This is a genomic window from Mesorhizobium sp. 8, from assembly GCF_006351905.1.
Taxonomy (GTDB): domain Bacteria; phylum Pseudomonadota; class Alphaproteobacteria; order Rhizobiales; family Rhizobiaceae; genus Mesorhizobium; species Mesorhizobium composti.
In genome coordinates, this window is sequence record NZ_CP040914.1 from 3,467,279 (window position 1) to 3,490,237 (window position 22,959).

At 66.2% G+C, this 22,959-nt stretch carries 18 protein-coding genes and 1 tRNA gene; 8 read left to right on the plus strand and 11 right to left on the minus strand.

The genetic code is table 11. The annotated features are described in order from the left end of the window. Positions 1-24: 24 nt before the first annotated feature. Positions 25-1,155: a P1 family peptidase gene (locus FGU64_RS16835; RefSeq protein ID WP_139955421.1), complete on the plus strand. Its 1,131-nt coding sequence runs from the start codon at positions 25-27 to the stop codon at positions 1,153-1,155. 54 nt (positions 1,156-1,209) lie between these two features. On the opposite strand, the gene FGU64_RS16840 is transcribed toward FGU64_RS16835, so the two are convergent. The 3 genes from FGU64_RS16840 to FGU64_RS16850 all read right to left on the minus strand — a co-directional run bounded on the left by FGU64_RS16840 (position 1,210) and on the right by FGU64_RS16850 (position 2,412). After that, positions 1,210-1,473 (minus strand): DUF768 domain-containing protein, encoded by a 264-nt coding sequence (locus tag FGU64_RS16840; RefSeq protein ID WP_139954220.1) that lies wholly within the window; start codon positions 1,471-1,473, stop codon positions 1,210-1,212. 156 nt (positions 1,474-1,629) lie between these two features. Further along, a tRNA-His gene (locus FGU64_RS16845) sits at positions 1,630-1,706 on the minus strand. Positions 1,707-1,953: 247 nt separating this feature from the next. Next, positions 1,954-2,412, minus strand: coding sequence for a phasin (locus tag FGU64_RS16850; protein WP_136354521.1), 459 nt, complete (start codon positions 2,410-2,412; stop codon positions 1,954-1,956). Positions 2,413-2,643: 231 nt separating this feature from the next. On the opposite strand from FGU64_RS16850, the gene FGU64_RS16855 reads away from it, so the two are divergent. Further along, complete coding sequence (locus tag FGU64_RS16855; RefSeq protein ID WP_139954221.1) at positions 2,644-6,270, plus strand: histidine kinase dimerization/phospho-acceptor domain-containing protein; 3,627 nt, start codon at positions 2,644-2,646, stop codon at positions 6,268-6,270. Positions 6,271-6,529: 259 nt separating this feature from the next. Here the strand turns inward: FGU64_RS16855 and FGU64_RS16860 are convergent, their stop codons facing one another. Further along, positions 6,530-8,488, minus strand: a complete 1,959-nt coding sequence (locus tag FGU64_RS16860) for an acetoacetate--CoA ligase (protein WP_139954222.1) — start codon at positions 8,486-8,488, stop codon at positions 6,530-6,532. A 173-nt stretch (positions 8,489-8,661) separates the two neighbouring features. Between FGU64_RS16860 and FGU64_RS16865 the strand changes: the two genes are divergently transcribed. After that, complete coding sequence (locus tag FGU64_RS16865) at positions 8,662-10,611, plus strand: AsmA family protein (RefSeq protein ID WP_139954223.1); 1,950 nt, start codon at positions 8,662-8,664, stop codon at positions 10,609-10,611. Positions 10,612-10,644: 33 nt separating this feature from the next. Here the strand turns inward: FGU64_RS16865 and FGU64_RS16870 are convergent, their stop codons facing one another. The 6 genes from FGU64_RS16870 to FGU64_RS16895 all read right to left on the minus strand — a co-directional run bounded on the left by FGU64_RS16870 (position 10,645) and on the right by FGU64_RS16895 (position 17,666). Continuing rightward, positions 10,645-11,463, minus strand: a complete 819-nt coding sequence (locus FGU64_RS16870) for an ABC transporter permease subunit (protein WP_139954224.1) — start codon at positions 11,461-11,463, stop codon at positions 10,645-10,647. A gap of 4 nt (positions 11,464-11,467) precedes the next feature. Then, entirely contained in the window at positions 11,468-12,436 is a 969-nt protein-coding gene (locus tag FGU64_RS16875; protein WP_136354531.1) for an ABC transporter permease subunit, read from the minus strand. Positions 12,437-12,446: 10 nt separating this feature from the next. Then, complete coding sequence (locus FGU64_RS16880; protein ID WP_139954225.1) at positions 12,447-13,586, minus strand: ABC transporter ATP-binding protein; 1,140 nt, start codon at positions 13,584-13,586, stop codon at positions 12,447-12,449. A gap of 129 nt (positions 13,587-13,715) precedes the next feature. Next, positions 13,716-14,771: a polyamine ABC transporter substrate-binding protein gene (locus FGU64_RS16885; protein WP_246671364.1), complete on the minus strand. Its 1,056-nt coding sequence runs from the start codon at positions 14,769-14,771 to the stop codon at positions 13,716-13,718. Between the two features lie 351 nt (positions 14,772-15,122). Then, positions 15,123-16,073, minus strand: a complete 951-nt coding sequence (locus tag FGU64_RS16890) for a DMT family transporter (protein ID WP_136354537.1) — start codon at positions 16,071-16,073, stop codon at positions 15,123-15,125. Between the two features lie 141 nt (positions 16,074-16,214). After that, positions 16,215-17,666 (minus strand): XRE family transcriptional regulator, encoded by a 1,452-nt coding sequence (locus FGU64_RS16895; protein WP_139954227.1) that lies wholly within the window; start codon positions 17,664-17,666, stop codon positions 16,215-16,217. 249 nt (positions 17,667-17,915) lie between these two features. Between FGU64_RS16895 and aceA the strand changes: the two genes are divergently transcribed. The 3 genes from aceA to FGU64_RS16910 all read left to right on the plus strand — a co-directional run bounded on the left by aceA (position 17,916) and on the right by FGU64_RS16910 (position 20,250). Then, positions 17,916-19,205, plus strand: a complete 1,290-nt coding sequence (gene aceA / locus FGU64_RS16900; protein ID WP_139954228.1) for an isocitrate lyase — start codon at positions 17,916-17,918, stop codon at positions 19,203-19,205. 118 nt (positions 19,206-19,323) lie between these two features. After that, positions 19,324-19,566, plus strand: coding sequence for a hypothetical protein (locus tag FGU64_RS16905; protein ID WP_139954229.1), 243 nt, complete (start codon positions 19,324-19,326; stop codon positions 19,564-19,566). Between the two features lie 246 nt (positions 19,567-19,812). Further along, complete coding sequence (locus tag FGU64_RS16910) at positions 19,813-20,250, plus strand: response regulator (RefSeq protein ID WP_139955422.1); 438 nt, start codon at positions 19,813-19,815, stop codon at positions 20,248-20,250. A 45-nt stretch (positions 20,251-20,295) separates the two neighbouring features. On the opposite strand, the gene FGU64_RS16915 is transcribed toward FGU64_RS16910, so the two are convergent. After that, complete coding sequence (locus FGU64_RS16915) at positions 20,296-20,997, minus strand: HAD family hydrolase (RefSeq protein WP_139954230.1); 702 nt, start codon at positions 20,995-20,997, stop codon at positions 20,296-20,298. A gap of 96 nt (positions 20,998-21,093) precedes the next feature. Between FGU64_RS16915 and FGU64_RS16920 the strand changes: the two genes are divergently transcribed. Together FGU64_RS16920 and FGU64_RS16925 are read left to right on the plus strand one after the other, a co-directional pair. Beyond that, positions 21,094-22,515 (plus strand): glutamine synthetase family protein, encoded by a 1,422-nt coding sequence (locus FGU64_RS16920; RefSeq protein ID WP_139954231.1) that lies wholly within the window; start codon positions 21,094-21,096, stop codon positions 22,513-22,515. Between the two features lie 91 nt (positions 22,516-22,606). Further along, complete coding sequence (locus tag FGU64_RS16925; RefSeq protein WP_246671365.1) at positions 22,607-22,924, plus strand: four helix bundle protein; 318 nt, start codon at positions 22,607-22,609, stop codon at positions 22,922-22,924. Positions 22,925-22,959 lie beyond the last annotated feature (35 nt).

Sequence of the window (22,959 nt, forward strand, 5' to 3'; positions counted from 1 at the left end):
AATCCGGAAACGTGAGGGATGGCCGTGGCTGACGATTTCCATCGAATGACGCCGGGCGGAAAGCCGAGGGCGCGTGCCTTCGGCATCGCCTTCGACGGCGAGCCGGGGCATTTCAACGCCATCACCGACGTCCCCGGCGTCGCGGTGGGCTACGCCACGCTGATCTCGGGCGAAGGGGCGCTGGCGGTCGGCAAGGGGCCGGTGCGCACCGGCGTGACGGCCATCCTGCCGCGGCCGCGCGCCGATCTCGCCGTGCCCGTCTTCGCCGGCGTCTTCAGCCAGAACGGCAACGGCGAACTGACCGGGTCGCACATCATCGAGGAAACGGGCGCGTTCGATTTTCCGGTGACCATCACCAACACCCATTCCTGCGGCGTCACCCGCGACGCCACGCTTTCATGGATGCACCGGATTGCGCCCGCTGCGCTCGACGGCGCCTGGGGGCTGCCGGTCGCCGCCGAAACCTATGACGGCTTCCTCAACGACATCAACGGCCATCATGTGGGGGCAGGCGACGTCTTTGCCGCGCTCGACACGGCTGCCGGCAGGCCGGTGGAGGAGGGCAGCGTCGGCGGCGGCACCGGCATGATCGCCTTCGGCTTCAAGGCCGGTTCCGGTACCGCTTCCCGCGTCGTGGAATGGAGCGGCCGGCGCTATACGCTCGGCACGTTCGTGCAGGCCAATTTCGGCAAGCGGCACAATTTCGCCATCCGTGGCGAACGGGTGGGAGAGGACCTTGCCGAGCCGGCGATGCGGGAAGGCACGGCATTTGTCGAAAAAGGCTCGATCATCGGCATCGTCGCCACCGACGCGCCGTTCCTGCCGCATCAGCTGAAGCGGCTGGCAAGGCGCATGCCGCTCGGCGTCGCCGCAACGGGCGGCTTCGGCTATCACAGTTCGGGCGACATTTTCCTCGCCTTTTCGACCGCCAACGCCGAAGCCGCTCGCGGCGAGCGGGGGCGTCTGCTCGAGGCGGCCTTCATACCCGACGTCGACATCGATCCGTTCTTCGATGCGGTGGTGCGCACGACCGAGGAGGCGATCCTGAACGCCATGATCGCCAACGAGGATATGACCGGGCGTGACGGCAACTTCGTGCCGGCGCTGCCGAAAGCATGGCTGGAACAGAAATTCGGCAGGAGAAATGCGGGATAGGCTCTAGTCGCATTTGCGCGACGCCAGACGATTCCGTCCGGCTGCAAAAATGCTTCAGGCCGACCGCTTCGTACCGGGCGGGTCTTCGCGTTCGTCGTTGACCGCTTCCACAGCGTCTTCCAGGCGCGAGGCGATCAGGTCCTGGATGTCGCCGACCTCTTCCTGGATGTCTTCAAGCGCGATGCCGACCTCGGCCGCCTTGGCCGCGCATTCGCGCGCCAGCGTCTCGGCGTGTTCCTCGATGCGGACCGGCGTTGCCGGGCACTGGCATTTCTCGTCGATCCATTCCTGCAGGAATTCGATTGCATGTTCGCTCATCGTGAACACCCCATCGCTCTTTGCACTGAAATTCGTGGACATTAACGGCCGGCGCCGCGGAAGGATGCGGCCCCGGACAATCCGGGCCGACGGCGCGAATCGCGCGAATGGAGCTGCAAAGCCTCAGGTTTCAAAGGAATCCGCCTTCTGGAGGAATGGTACCGTTGGCTGGGGTCGAACCAGCGACCTCCGGATCCACAATCCGGCGCTCTAACCAGCTGAGCTACAACGGCACGTTTGAAAACCGAAGGAACAACCACCTGTCTGCCATGCTCCTTCGCTCAGCGATGCGCTCTTACGGGCAAACGGAACTTAATTCAAGCCTGTCGGCGACGCAAAGCCGTGACGACTTATCCAAAGAAAAAGGCCGGCGGGAGGAGGGCCGGCCTTTTCCGTCTGGGACCAGCGGGAGGAGGTGCTGGTCTTTCACCGGCAGGCGGAGGGAGGAGGGACCGCGCTGCCGGTTATTTCACAATCGATTCAGGCAACCTTGAGGTTGCTGACGGCCTTGTCGAAGGCGGTCTTGAACGGCTTGGCGACGTCCTCGGCGGCCTTGGTGGCGACAACCTGGAAGTCCTTGGCCTGCTCGACGGACATTTCGACGCGCTTGCGCAGGAAGGCGGTCTGCAGCTCGACGACTTCCGACAGCGACTTGGCGCCGACGAGGGCCTCGAGGTGCGAGAAGTTGGCTTCGGCGTTGGCGCGCAGCGTGGCGATCGCCTTCAGCGACAGGTCGCTGGAAACGGCCTTGGCGGTCTCGTAGCCGGCCTCGAAGGTCTTCTGCGTCTGCTCGGCGCTGGTCTTGAGCTTGGCATAGGCCTCCTTCGACTGCTCGACGCCCTTCTCGGCGAAGGTGCGGAACTGTTCGGTGGCCTTGGAAGCGTCGAAGCTCGGGAACTCGACGGTCTCGGCGAACTCAGCGGTCTTGGTCTTGGACATCTTCAATCCTCTCGGTGACGGTTCGCGGCCGAACCGTGCGTGTTCATTCATGCAGCCTATATAGCACCTGTTATTGTGCATTGCAATATCTTTGTTGCGGTGCAGCAAAATCCGGTTCCGCCGCGTTAACCACGCGGGTCGAATTGTGCCGGCTGCACGCTCTGGCTTGTGGACCTTGCCGCAGGCTGCTTTTATTAACAAAGCGTTAACCGCGAGAGACGCCGAAGCCGCATGCCCTCCGCCAGCTACTCGTTCCTCGACGTTGTCGTGCTCGATGCCGTGCGCGGCCGTTTTGCCGCGGGCGATGCGCTGGCGATCCTGTCGGCCGGCCTCGACGACGTGCTGTGGGCGAACGGGCCGGGCGCGGCCGTCCTCGGCTACGGAAACATCGAAGCCGCCGTCGGCGCGGCCACCGGCCTGCCGCCCGTGGCGCGCCGGCAGATCATGGCGACTGCCGCCTATCCCGACATCGGCGCCGACCGCGCCATTGCGCTCAGGCTGGCGAGCGGCATGACCAGCCGCGCCGTCAACTTCCTGGCCAGCGCCGTGACGATGCCGGACGGCGAAAAGGCGATCCTGCTGGCGGTTCCGGCCGCCCACGCCGCCTCGCGAGACACGGCCGAGATCGCCGCCCACGCGATCGGCGGTTTCACCGAAGACGGCCAGTTCCTCGCCTTCGTCGACGGCCAGGGCCGCATCGAGGCGGCCTCGGAGGGCTTCGCGGCACTCGGCATCACGGAGCAGACATTGGCCGGCCTCGTGACGGAAATTGCGGGGCAGGCCGACCGCCTGCTCAAGCGCCGCATCCCGGCGGCCGGCGGATCGTTTCCCGCCGGCTTTGCCCGTCTCTGCGACGATCCGGCGCGGCATCTGCTCGTCGTGGTCGAAGAGCCTGAGATGGCCGCTATGTCCGCGCCGCCGGCGGCCGAGTCGGAGGCGATCCCTGTCGACTCCGTGCCGACGGTCGAAGACGCGCCCGCACCGGTTGAGGAGGAACGCCAGAATCCCGAGCCGCAAGCCGCCGCAGCCGACGACGACGTGGGAGAGCCGCCTGCGGCAGAAGCGGCGGAAGCTCATCCGGAGGCGACGGACCGCAGCGCGGCACCCGTGCGCTTCGTCTGGCGGACCGACGCGGAAGGGCGCTTCAGCGCCGTTTCCCCGGAATTCACGGCTGCCGTCGGCGAGCCCGCCGCAGCCATCATCGGCAAGCGCTTCGGCGATGTCGCGACCGCCTTCGGGCTCGACCCGTCCGGCGAGATCGCCGGTCTGCTGGAGCGCCGCGACACATGGTCCGGCCGGACCGTCCTGTGGCCGGTGGCAGGCACCGACCGCGGCGTTCCCGTCGACCTCGCGGCGCTGCCGGTCTACGGCAAGGGCCGCGCCTTCGAGGGCTTTCGCGGCTTCGGCGTCGCCCGCGTCGCCGATGCAAGGCCCGACCCTGCGGGCAGGGGCCTTTCCCTGACCGAATCTGCCGCCGACGCGACCGATATCGGGCCGGCGCCGGAAGCCCGCAGCACGCCGGACATGCCGCCGCAGGCGGGCTCGCAGGACCCGTTTCAGGGCGAAGTGCCGGCGCTTGCCGTCGAGCCGAAGCCCGACCGGCGCTACTCCGACAAGGTGATCCGGCTGGCCGAGCACCGCCAGCCTGCCGCCAACGACAAGGGGTCTGCCGGCGAGAAGGGTTCCACTGGCGACAAGGGCGCTCAGGCTCCCGAGCGGAGCCTGTCGAGCGTCGAGCGCAACGCCTTCCGCGAGATCGGCGAGCGGCTGCGGCGCGAAGAACAGGCCGGCGCGGAAACGTCGGAGCCAGAGACCGTATCCGATGCAGCCAATCCAGCCGAAGCCCCGGCCGAGAACGAGGCACCTGCCGAACCGGCCGAGGCCGGCTCCGTGCCACACCACCGCGCCCTGACGCCGGCCAGCGAGCCGGGCAAGCTGGCAGACGGCCTGCCGCCCGCGACGGAAGAAGGGACGGCCGCCCTGTCGGACGAGCCGTTCGACGACGACGCGCAAGATGACGAAACGGACGTCGACGACCTTGCGCGCCTCGACGGCGTGACGCCTGCCGAAGCTGAGCAGGCCGTCGCCGGCCGTTCCGGCTCGCTGCTCGACTACGCCGAGGAAAAGGCACCGGCTGCCGGAAACGGCGCCGGCATGGATGACGAGACAGGCGACGACCGGTCGGACAGCATGGCGGCCGCCGATTTCGCCGACGCGCGCGACGACGAGAGCCTGCCGCTGCGGGCCGACGAGGCCGGTGCGCCGCCGCTGCCGCCACAGCCGCGCTTGCCGGCACCGGCCTTGCGCAAGGAAGGTTTCGTCCCGTCCGCCTTCTCGCTGGCCGCCGGCCCGGACACCTCGATCCTGGCCAAGTTGCCGGTGCCGCTCCTGATCCATTCGGGCGACGTCCTGCACTATGCCAACGACGAGTTCCTGCGCCTGTCCGGCTATCGCTCGCTCGCCGCGCTTGCAGATGCCGGCGGCCTCGACGGCCTGTTCGCCGCTCCTTACGCCGAGGACAGCGCCTCCGACGGGACGGAGCGGCAGTTGCGGCTGAGGACCAGCGAGGGGCAGGAGTTCCCCGTCGAGGCCAATCTGCGTTCGGTGCCGTGGCGCGATGGCAAGGCGCTCATGCTGGTGCTGCATCGCTCGCAGGGTGGCGAGAGCCGGCCTGCCGTGCCGCAGGCGGTCCAGCCGGCCGTCGTTGTCACGCAGCCGGTGCAGCCCGACATTGCCGAGTTGAAGGCGCGCATTTCCGAAATGCGCACCATCATCGACACCGCCACCGACGGCGTCGTGCTGATCGCGCCGGACGGCACGATCCGTTCGATCAGCCGCCCCGCCGAGGCGCTGTTTTCCTTCGACAGCGACGAGGTGGCGGGCAAGCCCTTCGCCTCGCTGTTCGCCATCGAGAGCCAGCGCGCCGCGCGCGACTATCTGGCCGGCCTTTCCGAGCCCGGCGTCGCCAGCGTGCTGAACGATGGCCGTGAAGTGATCGGCAGGGAAGCACAGGGGCGCTTCATTCCCTTGTTCATGACCATCGGCCGGCTGCCGGACGACAGCGGCTATTGCGCCGTCGTGCGCGACATCACCCAATGGAAGCGGGCCGAGGAGGACCTCACCCAGGCCCGCGCCGTCGCCGAGCGGGCGTCCTCGCAGAAGACCGATTTCCTCGCCCGCATCAGCCACGAGATCCGCACGCCGCTCAACGCCATCATCGGCTTTTCCGAACTGATGATGGACGAGAAGTTCGGCCCGGTCGCCAACGACCGCTACCGCGACTACCTGCGCGACATCAACCGCTCGGGCAACCATGTGCTCGACCTCGTCAACGACCTGCTCGACATCTCCAAGATCGAGGCCGGCCAGCAGGAAATGCAGTATGAGGCCGTGTCGCTCAACGACACGCTGGCCGAGACGGTGGCGCTGATGCAGCCGCAGGCCAACCGCGAGCGCGTCATCATCCGTTCCAGCTTCGCCTCGCGCCTGCCCGATATCGTCGCCGACCTGCGCTCGATCCGCCAGATCGCCCTCAACGTTTTGTCCAACGCCATCCGCTACACCCAGGCCGGCGGCCAGGTTATCGTCTCGACCGCTTATGAGACGTCCGGCGACGTCGTCATGCGCGTGCGCGATACCGGGGTCGGCATGACGCCGGCCGAGATCGAGCAGGCGTTGAAGCCATTCAAGCAGATCAATGCGCTGAAGCGCGGCCGCGGCGACGGCACCGGGCTCGGCCTGCCGCTGACCAAGGCTATGGTCGAGGCCAACCGCGCCCGCTTCGCCATCGCCTCTACGCCCGGCGAGGGCACGCTGGTAGAGGTCGTTTTCCCGTCGACCCGCGTTCTGGCCGACTGATCTGTCCGGCCGGGCGGTTTCGGACAAAAGAAAGGCGCCCGGAGGGACGCCTTTAAAGAAATGGGATTGTGTCACAACGGGCTTGAGAGAACGAGCCGACCGAACGACGGAAGGAACAGGTTTCCCTCTCAAGTTGCCGCCACTATCGCGGCGGGGAGCTTAACAAGTCCTTACCGCCGCGCCGGAAAATTTACCAAAGTGTACCACCCGTGAAATCTAGGTAAATTCTCCGGTCATCTTTCATTTACCATGTTGCCGATCAGTTCTGCAGCGCCGGAATGTCCCGGAACAGCTCCAGCGCCTCGGGATTGGCCAGCGCTTCCTTGTTCTTGACCGCCCTGCCGTGAACCACCTCGCGCACGGCCAGCTCTGTGATCTTGCCGGATTTGGTGCGCGGAATGTCGGCGACGGCGACGATGCGGGCCGGCACGTGGCGCGGGCTGGCGCCGGTGCGGATCTTGGTCCGGATGCGCTTTTCCAGCTCCTCGTCCAGCGCCACGCCGGGCGCCAGCCGCACGAACAGCACCACGCGCACGTCGTTGTCGAAGTCCTGGCCGATGGCCAGCGCCTCGGCGATCTCGGGCATCTGCTCGACCTGATTGTAGATCTCGGCGGTGCCGATGCGCACGCCGCCGGGGTTCAAGGTGGCGTCGGAGCGGCCATGGATGACGATGCCGCCATGGCCCGTCCACTCGGCGAAGTCGCCATGGCACCAGACATTGTCGAAGCGCTCGAAATAGGCGCCCCGGTACTTCCTGCTGTCCGGATCGTTCCAGAAGCCCACCGGCATGCAGGGGAAGGCCTTGGCGCAGACCAGTTCGCCCTTCTCGCCCCTGATCGGCTTGCCTTCGTCGTCCCACACGTCGACCGCCATGCCGAGGCCGGCGCCCTGGATCTCGCCTTCCCAGACCGGTTCGGTCGGCACACCGAGCACGAAGCAGGAAACGATGTCGGTGCCGCCGGAGATCGAGGCGAGATGCACGTCCTTCCTGATGCCGTCGTAGACGAAGCGGAAATCCTCCGGCGATAGCGGCGAGCCGGTCGAAGAGATGGTGCGCACCGAGGTGAGCGCATGCGTCTCGATCGGCTTCAAGCCTGCCTTGCGCACCGAATCGATGAATTTCGCCGAGGTGCCGAAATAGGTCATCCGTTCCGCGTCGGCATAGTCGAACAGCACGTTGCCGTCGGGATGGAAGGGCGAGCCGTCATAGAGCAGCAGCGTCGCCCCGGACGCCAGGCCGGAAATCAGCCAGTTCCACATCATCCAGCCGCAGGTGGTGAAATAGAAGAAGCGGTCGCCGTCCTTCACGTCGGCATGCAGGCGGTGCTCCTTCAGGTGCTGGAGCAGCGTACCGCCGGCCGAATGGACGATGCATTTCGGCACTCCCGTCGTGCCGGAGGAGAACAGGATGAAGGCCGGATGCGAGAATGGCAGGCGTTCATAGGCGAGCGGCACCGGCGCGAAAGGCGCCAGTGCGTCCGCAAGCGTTGCCGCCTTGCCGATGCCGGCAGCTGCCTCCGCAGCCGAGCCGAGATAATCGATGACGAGCACCCTGCGCACACTGGGCAGTTTTTCCGCCACTTCGGCCACCTTGGCGGCCACGTCGATGCGCTTGCCGGCGTACCAGTAGCCGTCGGGGACGATGAACAGCACCGGCTCGATCTGGCCGAAGCGGTCGAGCACGCCGCCGGCGCCGAAATCCGGCGAGCAGGACGACCACACCGCGCCGATCGACGTCGCCGCCAGCATCGCCGCCGCCGTCTCGGGCATGTTGGGCATCATCGCCGCCACGCGGTCGCCGGCCTTGACGCCGAGCGAGACGAAAAGCTGCTGCAGGCGTGAAACCAGCGCCGCGAGCTCGTCCCACGTCAGCCGCTTTTCGACTTTGTCCTCGCCGCGGAAGACGATGGCGTCGCCTGTACCCGTCTTCCTCAAAAGGTTTTCGGCGAAGTTGAGCCGGGCGTCGGGGAAGAAGGCGGCTCCCGGCATCTTCTCTCCATCGACCAGAATACGTTCGCCCTTCTCGCCGACGACGCCGCAGAAATCCCACACCAGGTCCCAGAACGCGGCGCGGTCGCCCACCGACCAGCGGTGCAGCGCATCGTAGGATGCCAGCGGCCGCCCCGCCCGTTCCGCGGCGGCTTTCGTGAAGGCCGTCAGCGTCGCCTTGCCGATCCGTTCGGACGACGGGGTCCAAAGGGGCATATCATGACTCATCTCGCAATTCCTCCGCGTTAACGGTCGATTAGCATATAGTCGGCGACGAACAAGACCGGGTTGCTTCTGCGGTACCCTGTACGGGAAATGCCATCGCCGGGCCACAATGACTTGAAATGCGTCGGGTACGAACTACACCTGACGCCACTGCGGCGGACATGAAACGGGGCACGATGCCTTCACCTTGGATATGGCGGGCGATTTGGGCGGTCGGCATTGCGCTGATCGTCGCCACCTTGGCTTTCGCCGCCTTACCCTATGTCGCCTCGACGCGCATCGTGCGCGACCGCATCGCCTGGGAAATGAGCGCCTGGAGCGGCTTCCGCGTCGCCATCGACGGGGCGCCCCAGATCGAGATCTGGCCGCAGTTCCGCGCCATCCTGACTGACGTCACGCTGTCGAAATGGACCGACACCACCAACGCGCCGGTCGTGCAGGCCGAGCGTGTCGAGGTCGGCCTGTCGGCGATGGCGGCGCTGCGCGGCGACGTGGTCTTCCAGTCGGCCGTGCTGATCAGGCCGACGATCCGGCTCGAACCGCTCGCCAACGGGCTTTTCATGCCACCGACCTCCTCCGGCGGCCGCATCGCCCGCTCCATCGACGCCGCCCGCAAGCTGGTCGCCGCCGATCCGGCCAAGCCGGATCAGGGCGCATTGCCTTCGGATGCCTTCGGCACCGTCGAACTGCGCGACGGGCGCATGATCTCCGCCGTCGGCGGCAAGGACCAGGAGGTTTTCACCAGCCTGAACGGCCAGCTCGACTGGCCGGCGCTGAATGACGGGGCGACGCTGTCGGCCACCGGCATCTGGCACGGCGAGACCGTCGCGCTCGACCTGTCTTCGGCCAAGCCGCTGCTCCTGTTCGCCGGCGGCACCGCACCCGTCACCGTGTCGGTCAAGGCGCCGCCGGCGACCTTTTCCTTCGACGGCACCGCCAACCTGTCGCAGAACGCCTATTTCGACGGCCAGGCGAAGTTCGCCGCGCCCTCGCTGCGGCGGCTGCTGGAATGGTCCGGCACCGGGCTGGCGTCCGGCAGCGCCATCGGCGCGGTCGCCCTGTCGAGCAAGATCAGCGGCGAGCCGAAGCGGCTGAAGCTGGCCAACACCGAGGTGACGCTCAACAACAATCCCGGCATGGGCGCTCTCGACCTGTCGCTGTCGGAGGCGGTGCCGGCGATCTCCGGCACGCTCGCTTTCGACACGCTCGACCTGCGCTCCTTCCTCGCCGCCTTCACGCCGCTGGCGTCGCCGACGGGCCGGCAGGACCAGGAGGTCGGCGCGGGCATCACCGACCGCCTCAACCTCGATCTCAGGCTGTCGGCCGCCCATGCCAGCGCCGGCCCCATCCAGCTTGCCAATGTGGCCGCCACCGCGCAGGTGAAGGACGGCCTCGCCGTCTTCGACATTTCCGATGCCGCCGCCTTCGGCGGCAACATCCAGTCCAGCCTGCGCTTCGACCGCAAGCCGGCCGGCACGCAGGTGGAGATGCGGCTGCTCGCTTCCGACGTCAACGGCGCCCAGTTCGGCGCCGCAGCCGGCATGACGCGGCTGATGCCGACCGGGACCGGCACGATCTCGATCATCCTCAAGGGGCCGGGCCGGGCCTGGGATTCGATCCTGGAGAGCGCCAACGGCTCGATTTCGGCGACATTCGGGCCGGGCAAGCTCACCGGCCTCAACCTGCCGGCCTTCCTCAAGCGCAACCAGCAGGGCGGCTTCTTCGCCCTCGACGAGGTCTCGGACGGCACCGTGCTGATCGACGGCGCCGAGCTCAAGGCAAGCATCTCCAACGGCGTCGCGCGCATCGACAAGGCCGAGGCCAAGTCGGCCAAGACGAAGATCTGGCTGTCCGGCATCGTTCCCTATGCCGGACATGGCCTGGCGCTGTCGGGCGGCATAACCTCGGCGGCCCAGCCGCCGCCTGCCCAGCCGGCACAGCCTGCCCAGCAACCCGCCCAGTCCGCCGACGCCGGAACCGGGGCGGATGCGGCGACGCCGCCGGCCCAACCGCCTGCGCAGCCTGCACAGCCGGCCCAGCCCGCGCAGCTGTCGTTCTTCGTCGGCGGGACATGGAACACGCCGTTCATCTCGCCGATCACGCGGGCCGTTCCCAGCGGCGGCTGAGGCTTTTCTTCCTTGATGGAAACCGGCGTCCGCTCAGCCGCGCTGGGCCGCCTGCTCGTCGCGCAGCCGCTGCACCTCGCGGCGTTTGTTGACGATCGAGGCGGCGATGACGCCGGCGGTGACGATGCCGATCAGGATGGTGCAGGCGGCGTTGATCTCCGGCGTTACGCCGAGACGGACCTGGCTGTAGATCTTCATCGGCAGCGTCGTGGCGCCCGGACCGGAGGTGAAGGAGGCGACGACGAGGTCGTCCAGCGACAGGGTGAAGGCTAGCATCCAGCCTGAAATGATGGCCGGCGCGATCACCGGCAGGGTGATCTGGAAGAAGGTCCTGACCGGCGGCGCGCCGAGATCCATGGCCGCCTCCTCCAGCGAGCGGTCGAAGGTGACGAGGCGCGACTGCACCACCACGGCGACGAAGCACATGGTGAAGGTGATGTGGGCGAGCGTGACCGTGTAAAAGCCGCGGTCGAGGCCGACGGCGACGAACAGAAGCAGCAGCGACAGGCCGGTGATGACGTCGGGCATGACCAGTGGCGCGAAGATCATGCCGGAAAACAGCATCCGCCCGCGGAAGCGCGTGTAGCGCGTCAGCGCCAGCGCCCCGAGCGTGCCGAGCACCGTGGCGACCGAGGCCGAGATCAGGCCGACGCGGATCGTCACCCAGGCCGCGTCCATCAGGCCCTGGTTGTGGAACAGCGACACGTACCATTTTGTCGAGAAGCCGCCCCATACGGTGACCAGTTTCGAGGCGTTGAAGGAGAAGATGACCAGAAGCACGATCGGCAGGTAGAGGAAGGCGAGGCCGAGCGTGACGGCGGTGATGTTGAAGCGGCTCCAGGTCGAGTTCATCGCCTTACCTCCCCGCTTCCTGGGCGCGCGCCTGGGCGTTCTGGAAGAAGACGATCGGCACGATCAGCACCAGAAGCAGGATGATCGCCACCGCCGACGAAACCGGCCAGTCGCGGTTGGTGAAGAACTCGGTCCACAGCGTCTTGCCGATCATCAGCGTGCGCGAGCTTCCGAGCAGGTCGGGGATGACGAACTCGCCGACGGCGGGAATGAAGACCAGCAGGCAGCCGGCGACGACGCCGGGGATCGACAGCGGGAAGGTGATCTTCCAGAAGGCCGCGATCGGCTGGCAGCCGAGGTCCTGCGCCGCCTCGATCAGCGAGTGGTCCATCTTCTCCAGCGACGAATAGAGCGGCAGCACCATGAACGGCAGGTAGGAATAGACGATGCCGATGAAGATCGCCGTGTAGGTGTTGGTGATGATGAGCGGTTCCTGGATGACGCCGATGCCGAGCAGAAGCTGGTTGAGCAGCCCTTCGGGCTTCAGGATGCCGATCCAGGCGTAGACGCGGATCAGGAACGAGGTCCAGAACGGCAGGATGACCATCATCAGCAGCGTCGGCCTGAGCGAGGCCGGCGCGCGCGCCATGCCGTAGGCGATCGGATAGCCAATCAGCAGGGTCAGGAAGGTCGAAATGCCGGCGACGATGACGCTGGTGATGTAGGCGTTGAAATAGAGCGCGTCCTGGGTCAGCCAGACATAATTGTCGAAGCTCAGTTGCTTCAGGCCGTCGATGAAGCCGGAGATGCCATCGCCGAAGCCGAGCACCGGCGCATAGGGCGGCATGGCGATCGCCGTCGTCGACAGCGAGATCTTGAAGACGATGAGGAAGGGGATGAGGAAGAAGAACAGCAGCCACACATAGGGCACGATGATGACGAGACGGCTGACGAAGGCGGCCGCCAGCCGCGCCGGCAGCGGCTTCTGCGCGGCGGTGGCCGTGTCTGCGGCCGGCAGGGCGACGTTCGTCATTGTCCGCCTCCTATTGCGTCAGCACGACGCCGGCGTCGGGCCGGAACGAGATCCAGGCCTTGTCGTCCCAGGTCAGCGGATCGTCGACGACGCGGGTGGCGTTCATCGTCGCGGCGCGCACCATCTGCCCGTCGTCGAGGCGCACGTGATAGACGGTCATGTCGCCGAGATAGGCGATGTCGTAGACCTCGCCTTCCAGCGCGTTGACGGCGTCGGCCGGCCGTTTCGAGGAGACGCGGATCTTCTCCGGCCGTATGGCGAAGGCGACGTCGGCGTCCTTTGCAGCTTCGCCGGCATTCTCCACCATGATCTGGGCGCCGGTTCCGCCGGTGATGCGCACGCTGCTGCCGCTGCGCTCGGCGACCTTGCCCTCGAACATATTGACGTTGCCGACGAAGTTGGCGACGAAGCGTGAGGCCGGCGCCTCGTAGACCTCTGCCGGCGTCGCCACCTGCATCACCTGGCCCTTGTCCATGATGGCGATGCGGTCGGCCATGGTCATCGCCTCCTCCTGGTCATGCGTGACGACGACGAAGGTGAGACCGAGTTCCTGCTGCAGGTCCATCAACTCGAACTGCGTTTCCTCGCGCAGCTTCTTGTCCAGCGCGCCGAGCGGCTCGTCGAGCAGCAGCACCTTGGGTCGCTTGGCGACGGAGCGGGCGAGCGCCACGCGCTGGCGCTGGCCGCCCGAAAGCTGGTGCGGCTTGCGCTTGGCGAACGGCTCGAGCTTGACCAGCTTGAGCATCTCGGCCACGCGCTTGTCTATCTCGGCCTTCGGCATGCCTTCCTGCTTCAGGCCGAAGGCGATGTTCTTTTCCACGCTCATATGCGGGAACAGCGCGTAGGACTGGAACATCATGTTGACCGGCCGCCGGTAGGGCGGGATGCCGGCGAGATCCTGCCCGTCGAGCATGATGCGGCCCGATGTCGGCTCCTCGAAGCCGGCCAGCATCCTCAGAAGCGTGGACTTGCCGCAGCCGGACGCCCCGAGCAGGGCGAAGAACTCGCGCTCGTAGATGGCCAGCGAGAGATCGTTGACGGCGGTGAAATCGCCGAACTTCTTGGTCACCCTGTCGAAATGGATATACGGCTTCGCCCCCGGATCGTTCCACGGCGCGAAGGCCCTGCGTATGCTGCCCAGTGACTTCATGCTCCACCCGTCCCTGCTGGCCTGCCCCTCTGGCCCATCCCTCTGGCCCGTCCCTTTGGCTTGTCGGCCCCTTGCGGCGTTAGCCGAAGGCCCCGGCAGGTCGCTGCCGGGGCCTGTCGTTAGCAGCGGCTACTGGCCGGTCACCACCTTCGTCCACGTGCGGGTGAACAGGCGCTGGGTCTTGGGGTCGAGCGCGGTGTTGACGAACAGCGTCGACATGGTCGCCTCGTCCGGATAGACGGCCGGGTCGTCCTTCACTTCGGGGTCGAGGAATTCCTGCGAGGCCTTGTTGCCGTTGGCGTAGAACACGTAGTTCGACGACTTGGCGATGACCTCGGGCTTCATCATGTAGTTGAGGAATTCCAGCGCCTCTTCCTTGTGCGGCGCGTCGGCGGGGATCGCCATCTGGTCGAACCACATTTGCGTGCCTTCCTTCGGAATGGCATAGGCGAGCTCGACGCCGTTCTTGGCCTCCTCGGCGCGGTCGCGGGCCTGGAAGACGTCGCCCGACCAGCCGACCGCCACGCAGATGTCGCCGTTGGCGAGACCGTTGATGAACTCGGAGGAATGGAACTTGCGCACGAACGGGCGGACCTTCATGAACGCTTCCTCGGCCTTGGCGATGTCGTCCGGCTCATGGCTGTCGGGGTTGAGGCCGAGATAGGCCAGCATGACCGGGATCATGTCCGTCGGCGAATCGAGGAAGTTGATGCCGCAATCCTTGAGCTTGGCGGCTTGCTCGGGATCGAACACCGCCTTCCAGCTGTCGATCGTGTCGGTGCCGAGCGCCGCCTTGATCTTCTCCTTGTTGTAGCCGATGCCGACCGTGCCCCACATGTAATTGATCGAATATTCGCTGCCGGGATCGAACAGGTCGGTGCGCTTGGTCACCTGGTCCCACATGTTCTTGATGTTGGGCAGCTTGGACTTGTCGAGCTTCTCGAAGACTCCGGCCTGGATCTGGCGCTGCAGGAAGGAACCCGTCGGCACCACGACGTCGTAGCCGCTGCCGCCGGCGAGCAGCTTCGTCTCGAGGATCTCGTTGGAATCGTAGACGTCGTAGACGACCTTGATGCCAGTCTCCTTGGTGAAGTCCTGCAGGATCGAGGAATCGATATAGTCCGACCAGTTGAAGACGTTGACGACGCGATCCTCGGCGTGGGCGCCAAGGACGGCGAGCGTCATGAATGCGGTTGTCGCCGAAAGCCGGAGCGCTGTTCTGGCCATGGTATTCTCCCTTGCTGAGTGTTCCCGCCCTGACGCTCGGCCGGGCCGGCGCGACAGGAGATGGTTTCGAAGACTATTGAGCTTGGTGCGGAGCGGCAAGCCGCAATCGGCTGGTCCGGCTCGATCAAGCGAGCCGCCGGTTCCGAAGGATAAGATATGCAGCAGTCTTGTTCGGGCCGGAAGGACTTCAGGCCGTCGCGAAAGCTTGGCAAAATACGCCTGTCTTGTTGTTGCCTTGGTGCCAGCCTGCCCGCCGCGCCACGCGCTTGTCAAGTCGATGGGGAGCCGGGCGGAAGCGGATGGGGCGCTTCAGTTGGGAGCCGGCAGGCCGGTGATGCCCGGCCGCACCGGCCGCGACTGGCGGCGGGCTTCCAGCGCGATATGGATGATGAGCGCGGTGAACACGACCGCGCCGCCGACCATGGTGCGGGCGGACGGCACCTCGCCATGCACCAGCCAGACCCAGATCGGGCCGAGCAGCGGCTCGAACGTGCCCAGAAGTGCCGCGACCGCCGCCGGCACCATGCGCGCGCCGGTGGCGAAGAAGGCGAGGCCGAGGCCGAGGTTGATGACGCCGAAGGCGAACAGGAAGCCCATGTCGTGGCCGCTGACGGCGAAGCCGGAGGTCTGCGAGGCCGCGAAGGCTGCGGCAAACAGCGTGCCGAGGCAGGTGGCCGGCGTCATGCGCACATGGGCGAAGCGGCGGGTCAGCACCGTGGCGACGGCGATAACGACGGTGATCAGCAGCGCCAGCCCGTTGCCGATGGGCGAAACGGTGCCGTCGAGCGATTCGGAAACCATGATGGCGACGCCGGCGATGACGGCGGCGATCGCTGCCCAGGTCGCGGCGCTGACCCGCTCGCGGAACACGAGCCAGGCCAGGAACGCCGCCAGCAGCGGCACGCCGGCCTGCATCAAAAGGATGTTGGCGACGGTGGTGTACGACAGCGCCACGACGAAGGTCGTCGAAGCGGTGCCGAAGCAGGCGGCGACGATCAGGCCCGGCAGGCCCATGCCGCGAAACAGCGCGACCGTGCCGCGCCAGCCGTCGCGCCAGAGCATGAAGCCGACCAGGAAGGCGGCGGCCCAGACCGAGCGCCAGAACACCACTGTCCAGCTGTCCGGCGTGTCGATGAAGCGGGCGATGGCGCCGCCGAAGCTCCACATCAGCGCCGACAGGAAGACCAGCAGCGAGCCCCAGCGCTCGTCGCGGCGCGATTGGACGGAAGCCGGTAAGGGGGACAGCGCGGTATCGTTCATGAGAGCCACTGTCTGCAAAACGCCGGCCGCGCGATGCGCGGAAGGCGACACATCTATCGCTCGATCGCGTAAAGCGAACGAGGCGTGCCGGCGAGAGCCAGCGCAAGCCAGTTCTGGCGCCAGCACAAGGCCGCTGAAGCGTTACTGAAAATCGAAAGCCGACAGGCCGGTCACCATCTCGTCCAGCCCGAGCGGGCGGGTGACGGGCGGCTCGGCGCGGGCGAGGCAGCCTGCCCGCTCGCACAGCCGGCAGGCGGGGCCGATCGGGGTCGCCGTCGCCCCCGCCGCCCCCTTGCCGGCGTTTCCGGGCGCTGCCGCCGGCAGCGCGGCGCCGTAGACGATCTCGTCCTTGAAGCCGATGTCGCAGCCGATCAAAAGTGCTGTGCGGCGCGGGCGCTCGCTGAAGCTGCCCTGCGGCCCCTCCAGCGTGCGCGCCACCGTCAGGAATTCCGCCGCGTCGGGCATTTCGACTGCCTCGACGAAGATCTGGCCGGGCTGGGCGAAGGCGGCATGCACGGCGAGCTTGGGGCAGCCGCCGCCGAAGCGGGCATGCGGAAAACCTTGCGCGCCGGCGCGGCGGAAGCGGTTGCCGGCATTGTCGACCTCCAACATGAAGAACGGCACGCCGCCAGCACCCGGTCGCTGCAGGGTGGTCAGCCGGTTGGCGGCCTGCTCGAACGAGACGCCGAAGCGCGAGCGCAGCACGTCGAGGTCGTAGCGGGCGCGCAAGGCGGCGGCGTGGAAGGCACCGTAAGGCATCATCAGCGCGTGCGCGGCATAGCGGCCGAGTTCGAAGCGCGCCAGACGCCGCGCCTCGTCCGACGACAGTTTCAGTCCCTGGATCTCGCCGGCAACGGCCACCGTCATGCGGATCAGGCAGGCTTCCATCGCCACCTCGCGCAACTGGTCGAAGGGCGACAGCCGCTCGGACAGGAACAGGCGCTGCGAATGGCGGTCGTAGCGGCGGCGCCAGTTCGGCATGGTGGCGACGGGCAGCACCTTGACGACGATGCCGTATTCGCGCTTCAGCCACGCCTTGAGCGCACCGTAGAGGTCGTCGCCGGGATCGAGCAGGGCGGTGAAGGCGTCGGCTTCCTCCTCGATGCCGGAAAAATGGTTGGGCCGCCGCTCGAACGTCTCGCGCACCTCGTCGATCGGCAGCCGCGCGCCCGAAAGGGCGGTGCCCTTGCCTTCGCGCGCCAGCACCTCGTTGAGGTCGGTGAGCCGCTCGGCCTGCTCGCGATAGGCGCGGAACAGCTTTATCACCGCCGCCGCCGCATTGGGCGCGGCTTCCGCCACCTCGATCAGCTCCTGGTCGCCGGGCAGTTCGCCGGCCAGCAGCGGATCGGCGAAGACCTCGCGCAAGGCGGCGATAGAGCCGCGCGCCTCGCCCTGCAGCTCCTCCGGATCGACATGGTAGACCGAGGCGAGCTTGAGGATGAGCTGCACCGTCAGCGGCCGCTGGTTGCGCTCGATGAGGTTCAGATAGGACGGCGAGATGCCGAGCCCTTCCGCCATCGCCGTCTGGGTCAGGCCCTTGCCGTTGCGGATGCGGCGGATGCGCGGCCCGGCGAAGATCTTCTGCTCAGCCATCGATGACCTTTGACATGATTTTTACAGCTCGGCCGCGCCAAGCCGTCTCCGAACAGGCTTTACAATTTTGACAAATTTACAGGCAGCGATTGTCAATCGCAAGACAGTTTTTCCTTTATTCCGAGCGCAGAAAGGAGGTTTTTCTGGTCTATTTTGCGGTGCAATGTAAATGAAGTCACATGTCGAGGCGGCAAGAAAACGGTTCTCGCCTCGCACCTGACGACGCAGCATCTTTTTCGGAGTGAGACGATGACCGATTTTTACAACCTTGTTCCCTCGGCGGCTGAAGACCGGTTCGACGGCATCGAACGGCCTTATACGCCCGACGACGTGAAGCGGTTGCGCGGCTCCGTGCAGATCAGGCACACGCTGGCCGAGAACGGCGCCAACCGGCTGTGGAAGCTCGTCCACGAGGAAAGCTTCGTCAACGCGCTCGGCGCCATGACCGGCAACCAGGCCATGCAGCAGGTGCGCGCCGGCCTCAAGGCCATCTATCTCTCCGGCTGGCAGGTCGCCGCCGACGCCAATACGGCGTCCGCCATGTATCCCGACCAGTCGCTCTATCCGGCCAACGCCGCGCCCGAACTGGTCAAGCGCATCAACCGCACCCTGCAGCGCGCCGACCAGATCGAGGTTTCGGAAGGCAAGGGCCTGTCGGTCGACACCTGGTTCGCGCCGATCGTCGCCGACGCCGAGGCCGGTTTCGGCGGCCCGCTCAACGCCTTCGAGATTATGAAGGCCTTCATCGAGGCTGGCGCGGCCGGCGTCCACTTCGAGGACCAACTCGCCTCGGAGAAGAAGTGCGGCCATCTCGGCGGTAAGGTGCTGATCCCGACCGCCGCCCATATCCGCAACCTTACTGCGGCGCGCCTCGCCGCCGACGTGATGGGCACGCCGACGCTGATCGTCGCCCGCACCGACGCCGAGGCCGCCAAGCTGCTCACCTCCGACATCGACGAGCGCGACCAGCCCTTCGTCGACTACGACGCTGGCCGCACGGTGGAAGGCTTCTACCAGGTGCGCAACGGCATCGAGGCCTGCATCGCCCGCGCCATCGCCTATGCGCCGTACTCCGACCTGATCTGGATGGAGACCTCCAAGCCGGATCTTGCGCAGGCGAAGAAGTTCGCCGACGGCGTGCACAAGCACCATCCGGGCAAGATGCTCGCCTACAACTGCTCGCCGTCCTTCAACTGGAAGAAGAACCTCGACGACGCCACCATCGCCAAGTTCCAGCGCGAACTGGGCGCCATGGGCTACAAGTTCCAGTTCATCACGCTGGCCGGCTTCCACCAGTTGAACCACGGCATGTTCGAACTGGCGCGCGACTACAAGGACCGGCAGATGGCCGCCTATTCGGTGCTGCAGGAAGCGGAGTTCGCCTCCGAGGCGAACGGCTACACCGCCACCAAGCACCAGCGCGAGGTCGGCACCGGCTACTTCGACGCCGTGTCGCTGGCCATCACCGGCGGGCGCTCGTCCACCACCGCCATGCACGGCTCGACCGAGCAGGCGCAATTCAAGCCGGCGGCGGAGTGAGGCGCGGCCTGTGAACCGGAGCGGGGAGCCCTTGGTCGGGCTTCCCGGACGACCAGCCCGGAAGGGCCATCGAGGGAACATCCGAGGCGTAAAGCCCGGCATTTGAAGGAGAAAGACCATGGCTTCCATCAGCCGCGTCAAGGAAAGAGCCGAGGAACAGTCGTCGGCCATGAGTTCCGATCAGCAGGCCGCCATCCGCATGCTGGCCAACGACCTGCACAGGTTGAACCAGTCCGTCATGAAGGCGGTCGACGCCGGCGTGTCGGTCGAACTGGTGCGTTCGGCCAGGCATCACGGCGGCGACGGCAACTGGGGCGACCTGCTGATCCCGGTGGTCGTCACCCAGCCGGGCCACAACTGAGTCAGAGGCACCAAAAGCCGTCGTCCGGCCTCTCCCATCGCAACCACCTGCGCGCCCGCCGCGCAGGTGGTTTTCGTTTTTGCGCGCATGTGGGCAGGCCGCGCCGTGCAAACGAACGATTGCGCGTTTCGTCGCTCACATTCATGTGCCGGCCGGTTTTGGCGCTTGACAGCGCACGCGATCTCGCCGCTATTTGCGCGCGGCTTTCAACTCTGCATTGAAACCGGGCGGGGCGGTTCGATGTCCATGTCTTCCTTCGACAACGATAACGCCTGGGCGACCGGGCACGAGACCTCGACACGGACCGACTTCTCGAAGGTGCTGGTCGTCGCCAGATCGCCCATCAACCGCATCGTCGTGGCCAAGATCGTCGAGCGCGCCGGCCTGAAGCCGATCGCCGAGCCGCCGGAAACCGCGGAGAAGGCCTTGCGCATGCAAGCGCCCGGCACCGTCGTGCTCGACGGCGGCCCGGACAACCGCGATTGCGACGCCCTGATGGCCGGCATCGCGGCGGCGCGCACGGCCGGCCGCCATGTCCCGGCGGTAATCCTTCTGTCGAACCGCGTTGGCACACCCGAGAGTCTCGATCTGCCGGGCGTGGTCGACGCGGTGGTGGCCAAGCCGATCACGCCGGAATGCCTCCAGCCGGTGATCGATCGCCTCGCCACCCTCGGTCGCGGCTGAAGCCGGCAGCGTCCACTCCCCAGCCAGCCTATTCCTCCGTCGACCCTATTCCAGAGACTCGATCAGCGCCGGCAGTTCGCCGAGATCGTCGATCTGGCGGAAACGGGGCGCTGCCAGCGGCGCCTCGACGTGTTCCAGCACCCAGGTCAGTTCGTGCGGCACATGGATGCCCCAACCGCCGGCCTCGATCGCCGGCACGACGTCCGACTTCAGCGAGTTGCCCACCATCATGGCGCGGGCAGGCCCGTCGCCGTGGCGGCTGAAGACGCGGCGGTAGGTATCCGCACTTTTGTCGCTGACGATCTCGACGGCCTCGAACAGGTCGCCCAGGCCGGACTGGTTGAGCTTGCGTTCCTGGTCGAACAGGTCGCCCTTGGTCACCAGCACCAGCCGGTAGTGGCCGGCCAGCCGCTCCAGCGTCTCGCGCGCATGCGGCAGGATCTCGATCGGATGTGCCAGCATCTCGCGCCCGGCCGCCATGATTTCGGCAATGACGGCGGCCGGCACGGCGCCGCCGCTGACCTCGATCGCCGTCTCGACCATCGACAGCGTGAATCCCTTGATGCCGAAGCCGTAGAGGCCAAGGTTGCGTCTCTCCGCCTCCAGCAGCCGCGCCGCGACATCGACGTCCGGCGCGTGGTCGGCCAGGAGCTCGGTGAGCCGCCGTTCGGTGGCGCGGAAGAACTGTTCGTTCTGCCACAGCGTGTCGTCGGCATCGAAGCCGATCGTCGTCAGGTCTCTTGCCATCTGCTTGCCTTTGCCGGCGCTTCCCGTTGCCGGGGCCTTCCCTTTACCGGGGCGGCATGGCTATAGTCACGGATTATTGCAGCCAATTGGTGATTGATGCCACCCGTAAAGAAGGACGCCCGCCCGAAACGCGCCCGCACCCCTGCCTTCGTCAAGAACCTGCGTGGGGTCAAGAATTGGAAGGAAGCCAGCGCCTGGCTCGAGTGGCGCGGCATCGAGGATATCGAGTGCATCACGCCCGATCAGGCGGGTGTGGCCCGCGGCAAGATGATGCCGTCGAAGAAGTTCACTTCCAACACATCTCTGGCACTGCCGTCCGCCGTCTTCATGGCGACCATCTCGGGCGATTATCCCGAGGACGGCAACGGCTTCGTCTATCCCGAAGACGACGGCGACCTGAAGCTCCTGCCGGATCTTTCCACGCTGACCGTGGTGCCGTGGGAGGAAGACCCGACCGCCGCCGTCATCTGCGACCTCGTCCATCAGGACGGCCGGCTGGTGGAGTTCACGCCCCGCAATGTGCTGAGGCGCGTGCTCGCCGCCTATGACAAGCGCGGCCTGAAGCCGGTCGTGGCGCCCGAGATCGAGTTCTATCTTGTGCGCAAGAACCCGGACCCGGATTATCCGCTGACGCCGCCTGTCGGCCGCTCCGGCCGCGCCATCGGCGGCGGCGCCGGCTATTCCATCGCCGGCGTCAACGAGTTCGACGAACTGATCGACGACATCTATCATTTCTCCGAGAGCCAGGGGCTTGAGATCGACACCCTGATCCACGAGGAGGGCGCCGGCCAGCTGGAGATCAACCTGCGCCACGGCGACCCTATCGAGCTTGCCGACCAGGTGTTCATGTTCAAGCGCACCATCCGCGAGGCGGCGCTGAAGCACGACACCTACGCCACCTTCATGGCCAAGCCCATTCAGGGCCAGCCGGGCTCGGCCATGCACATCCACCAGTCGATCATCGACAAGAAGACGGGGAAGAACATCTTCACCGCCGAGGACGGGTCGGAATCGGACGCCTTCTTCCATTTCATCGGCGGCATGCAGAAGCATGTGCCCAACGCGCTGGTGATGCTGGCGCCCTACGTCAATTCCTACCGGCGGCTGACGCAGGCGGCCTCCGCGCCGGTCAACAACAAGTGGGGCTACGACAACCGCACGACGGCTTTCCGCGTGCCGCGCTCGGACCCGGCGGCGCGGCGCGTGGAAAACCGCATCCCGTCCTCCGACGCCAATCCCTATCTGGCGCTCGCCGCTTCGCTCGCCTGCGGCCTGATCGGCATGACCAACAAGGCCAAGGCCGAACCTCCGGTGCTGACCACGGCCAACGAGGACGAGATCGACCTGCCGCGCGGGCTGCTCGAAGCCGTCGACCTGTTCGAGGCCGACGAGGAACTGGCGGCGGTGCTGGGAAAATCCTTCGCCACCACCTACGCCGCCATCAAGCGCGCCGAGTTCGAGACCTTCATGGAAGTGATCTCGCCGTGGGAGCGGGAGTATTTGTTGCTCAACGTCTAGGGGAATAAGGGAATAGGGCGATAGGGGAATAGGAGTGACAATAACTGCGAAGATCCAATCCCATAAGGACCTGCTGGTGTGGCAGCAGGCGATGGATCTGGCGGTTGGTGTCTACACCGAAACGCGTGCATGGCCTCGAGAAGAGTTATATGGGCTAACGAGCCAGGTCCGCCGTGCTGCCTCATCGGTTCCCGCCAATATCGCCGAAGGCTACGGTCGTGAAACGCGTGCTGCCTACGAGAATTTCCTCAGGATAGCTCAAGGCTCGCTCAAGGAAGTCGAGACGCACCTGCTGATCGCACAACGCACAGGCCTGGCAGAGGATGTGCAGATTATCCCGCTGTTGGAAGCGACCGACAGTGTAGGCAAACTGCTTCGGCTCCTTCTACGCAGGCTCTCGAAGGATTAGCGATCTTCTTTTCCAGGTCGAATTGGTCCTATTCC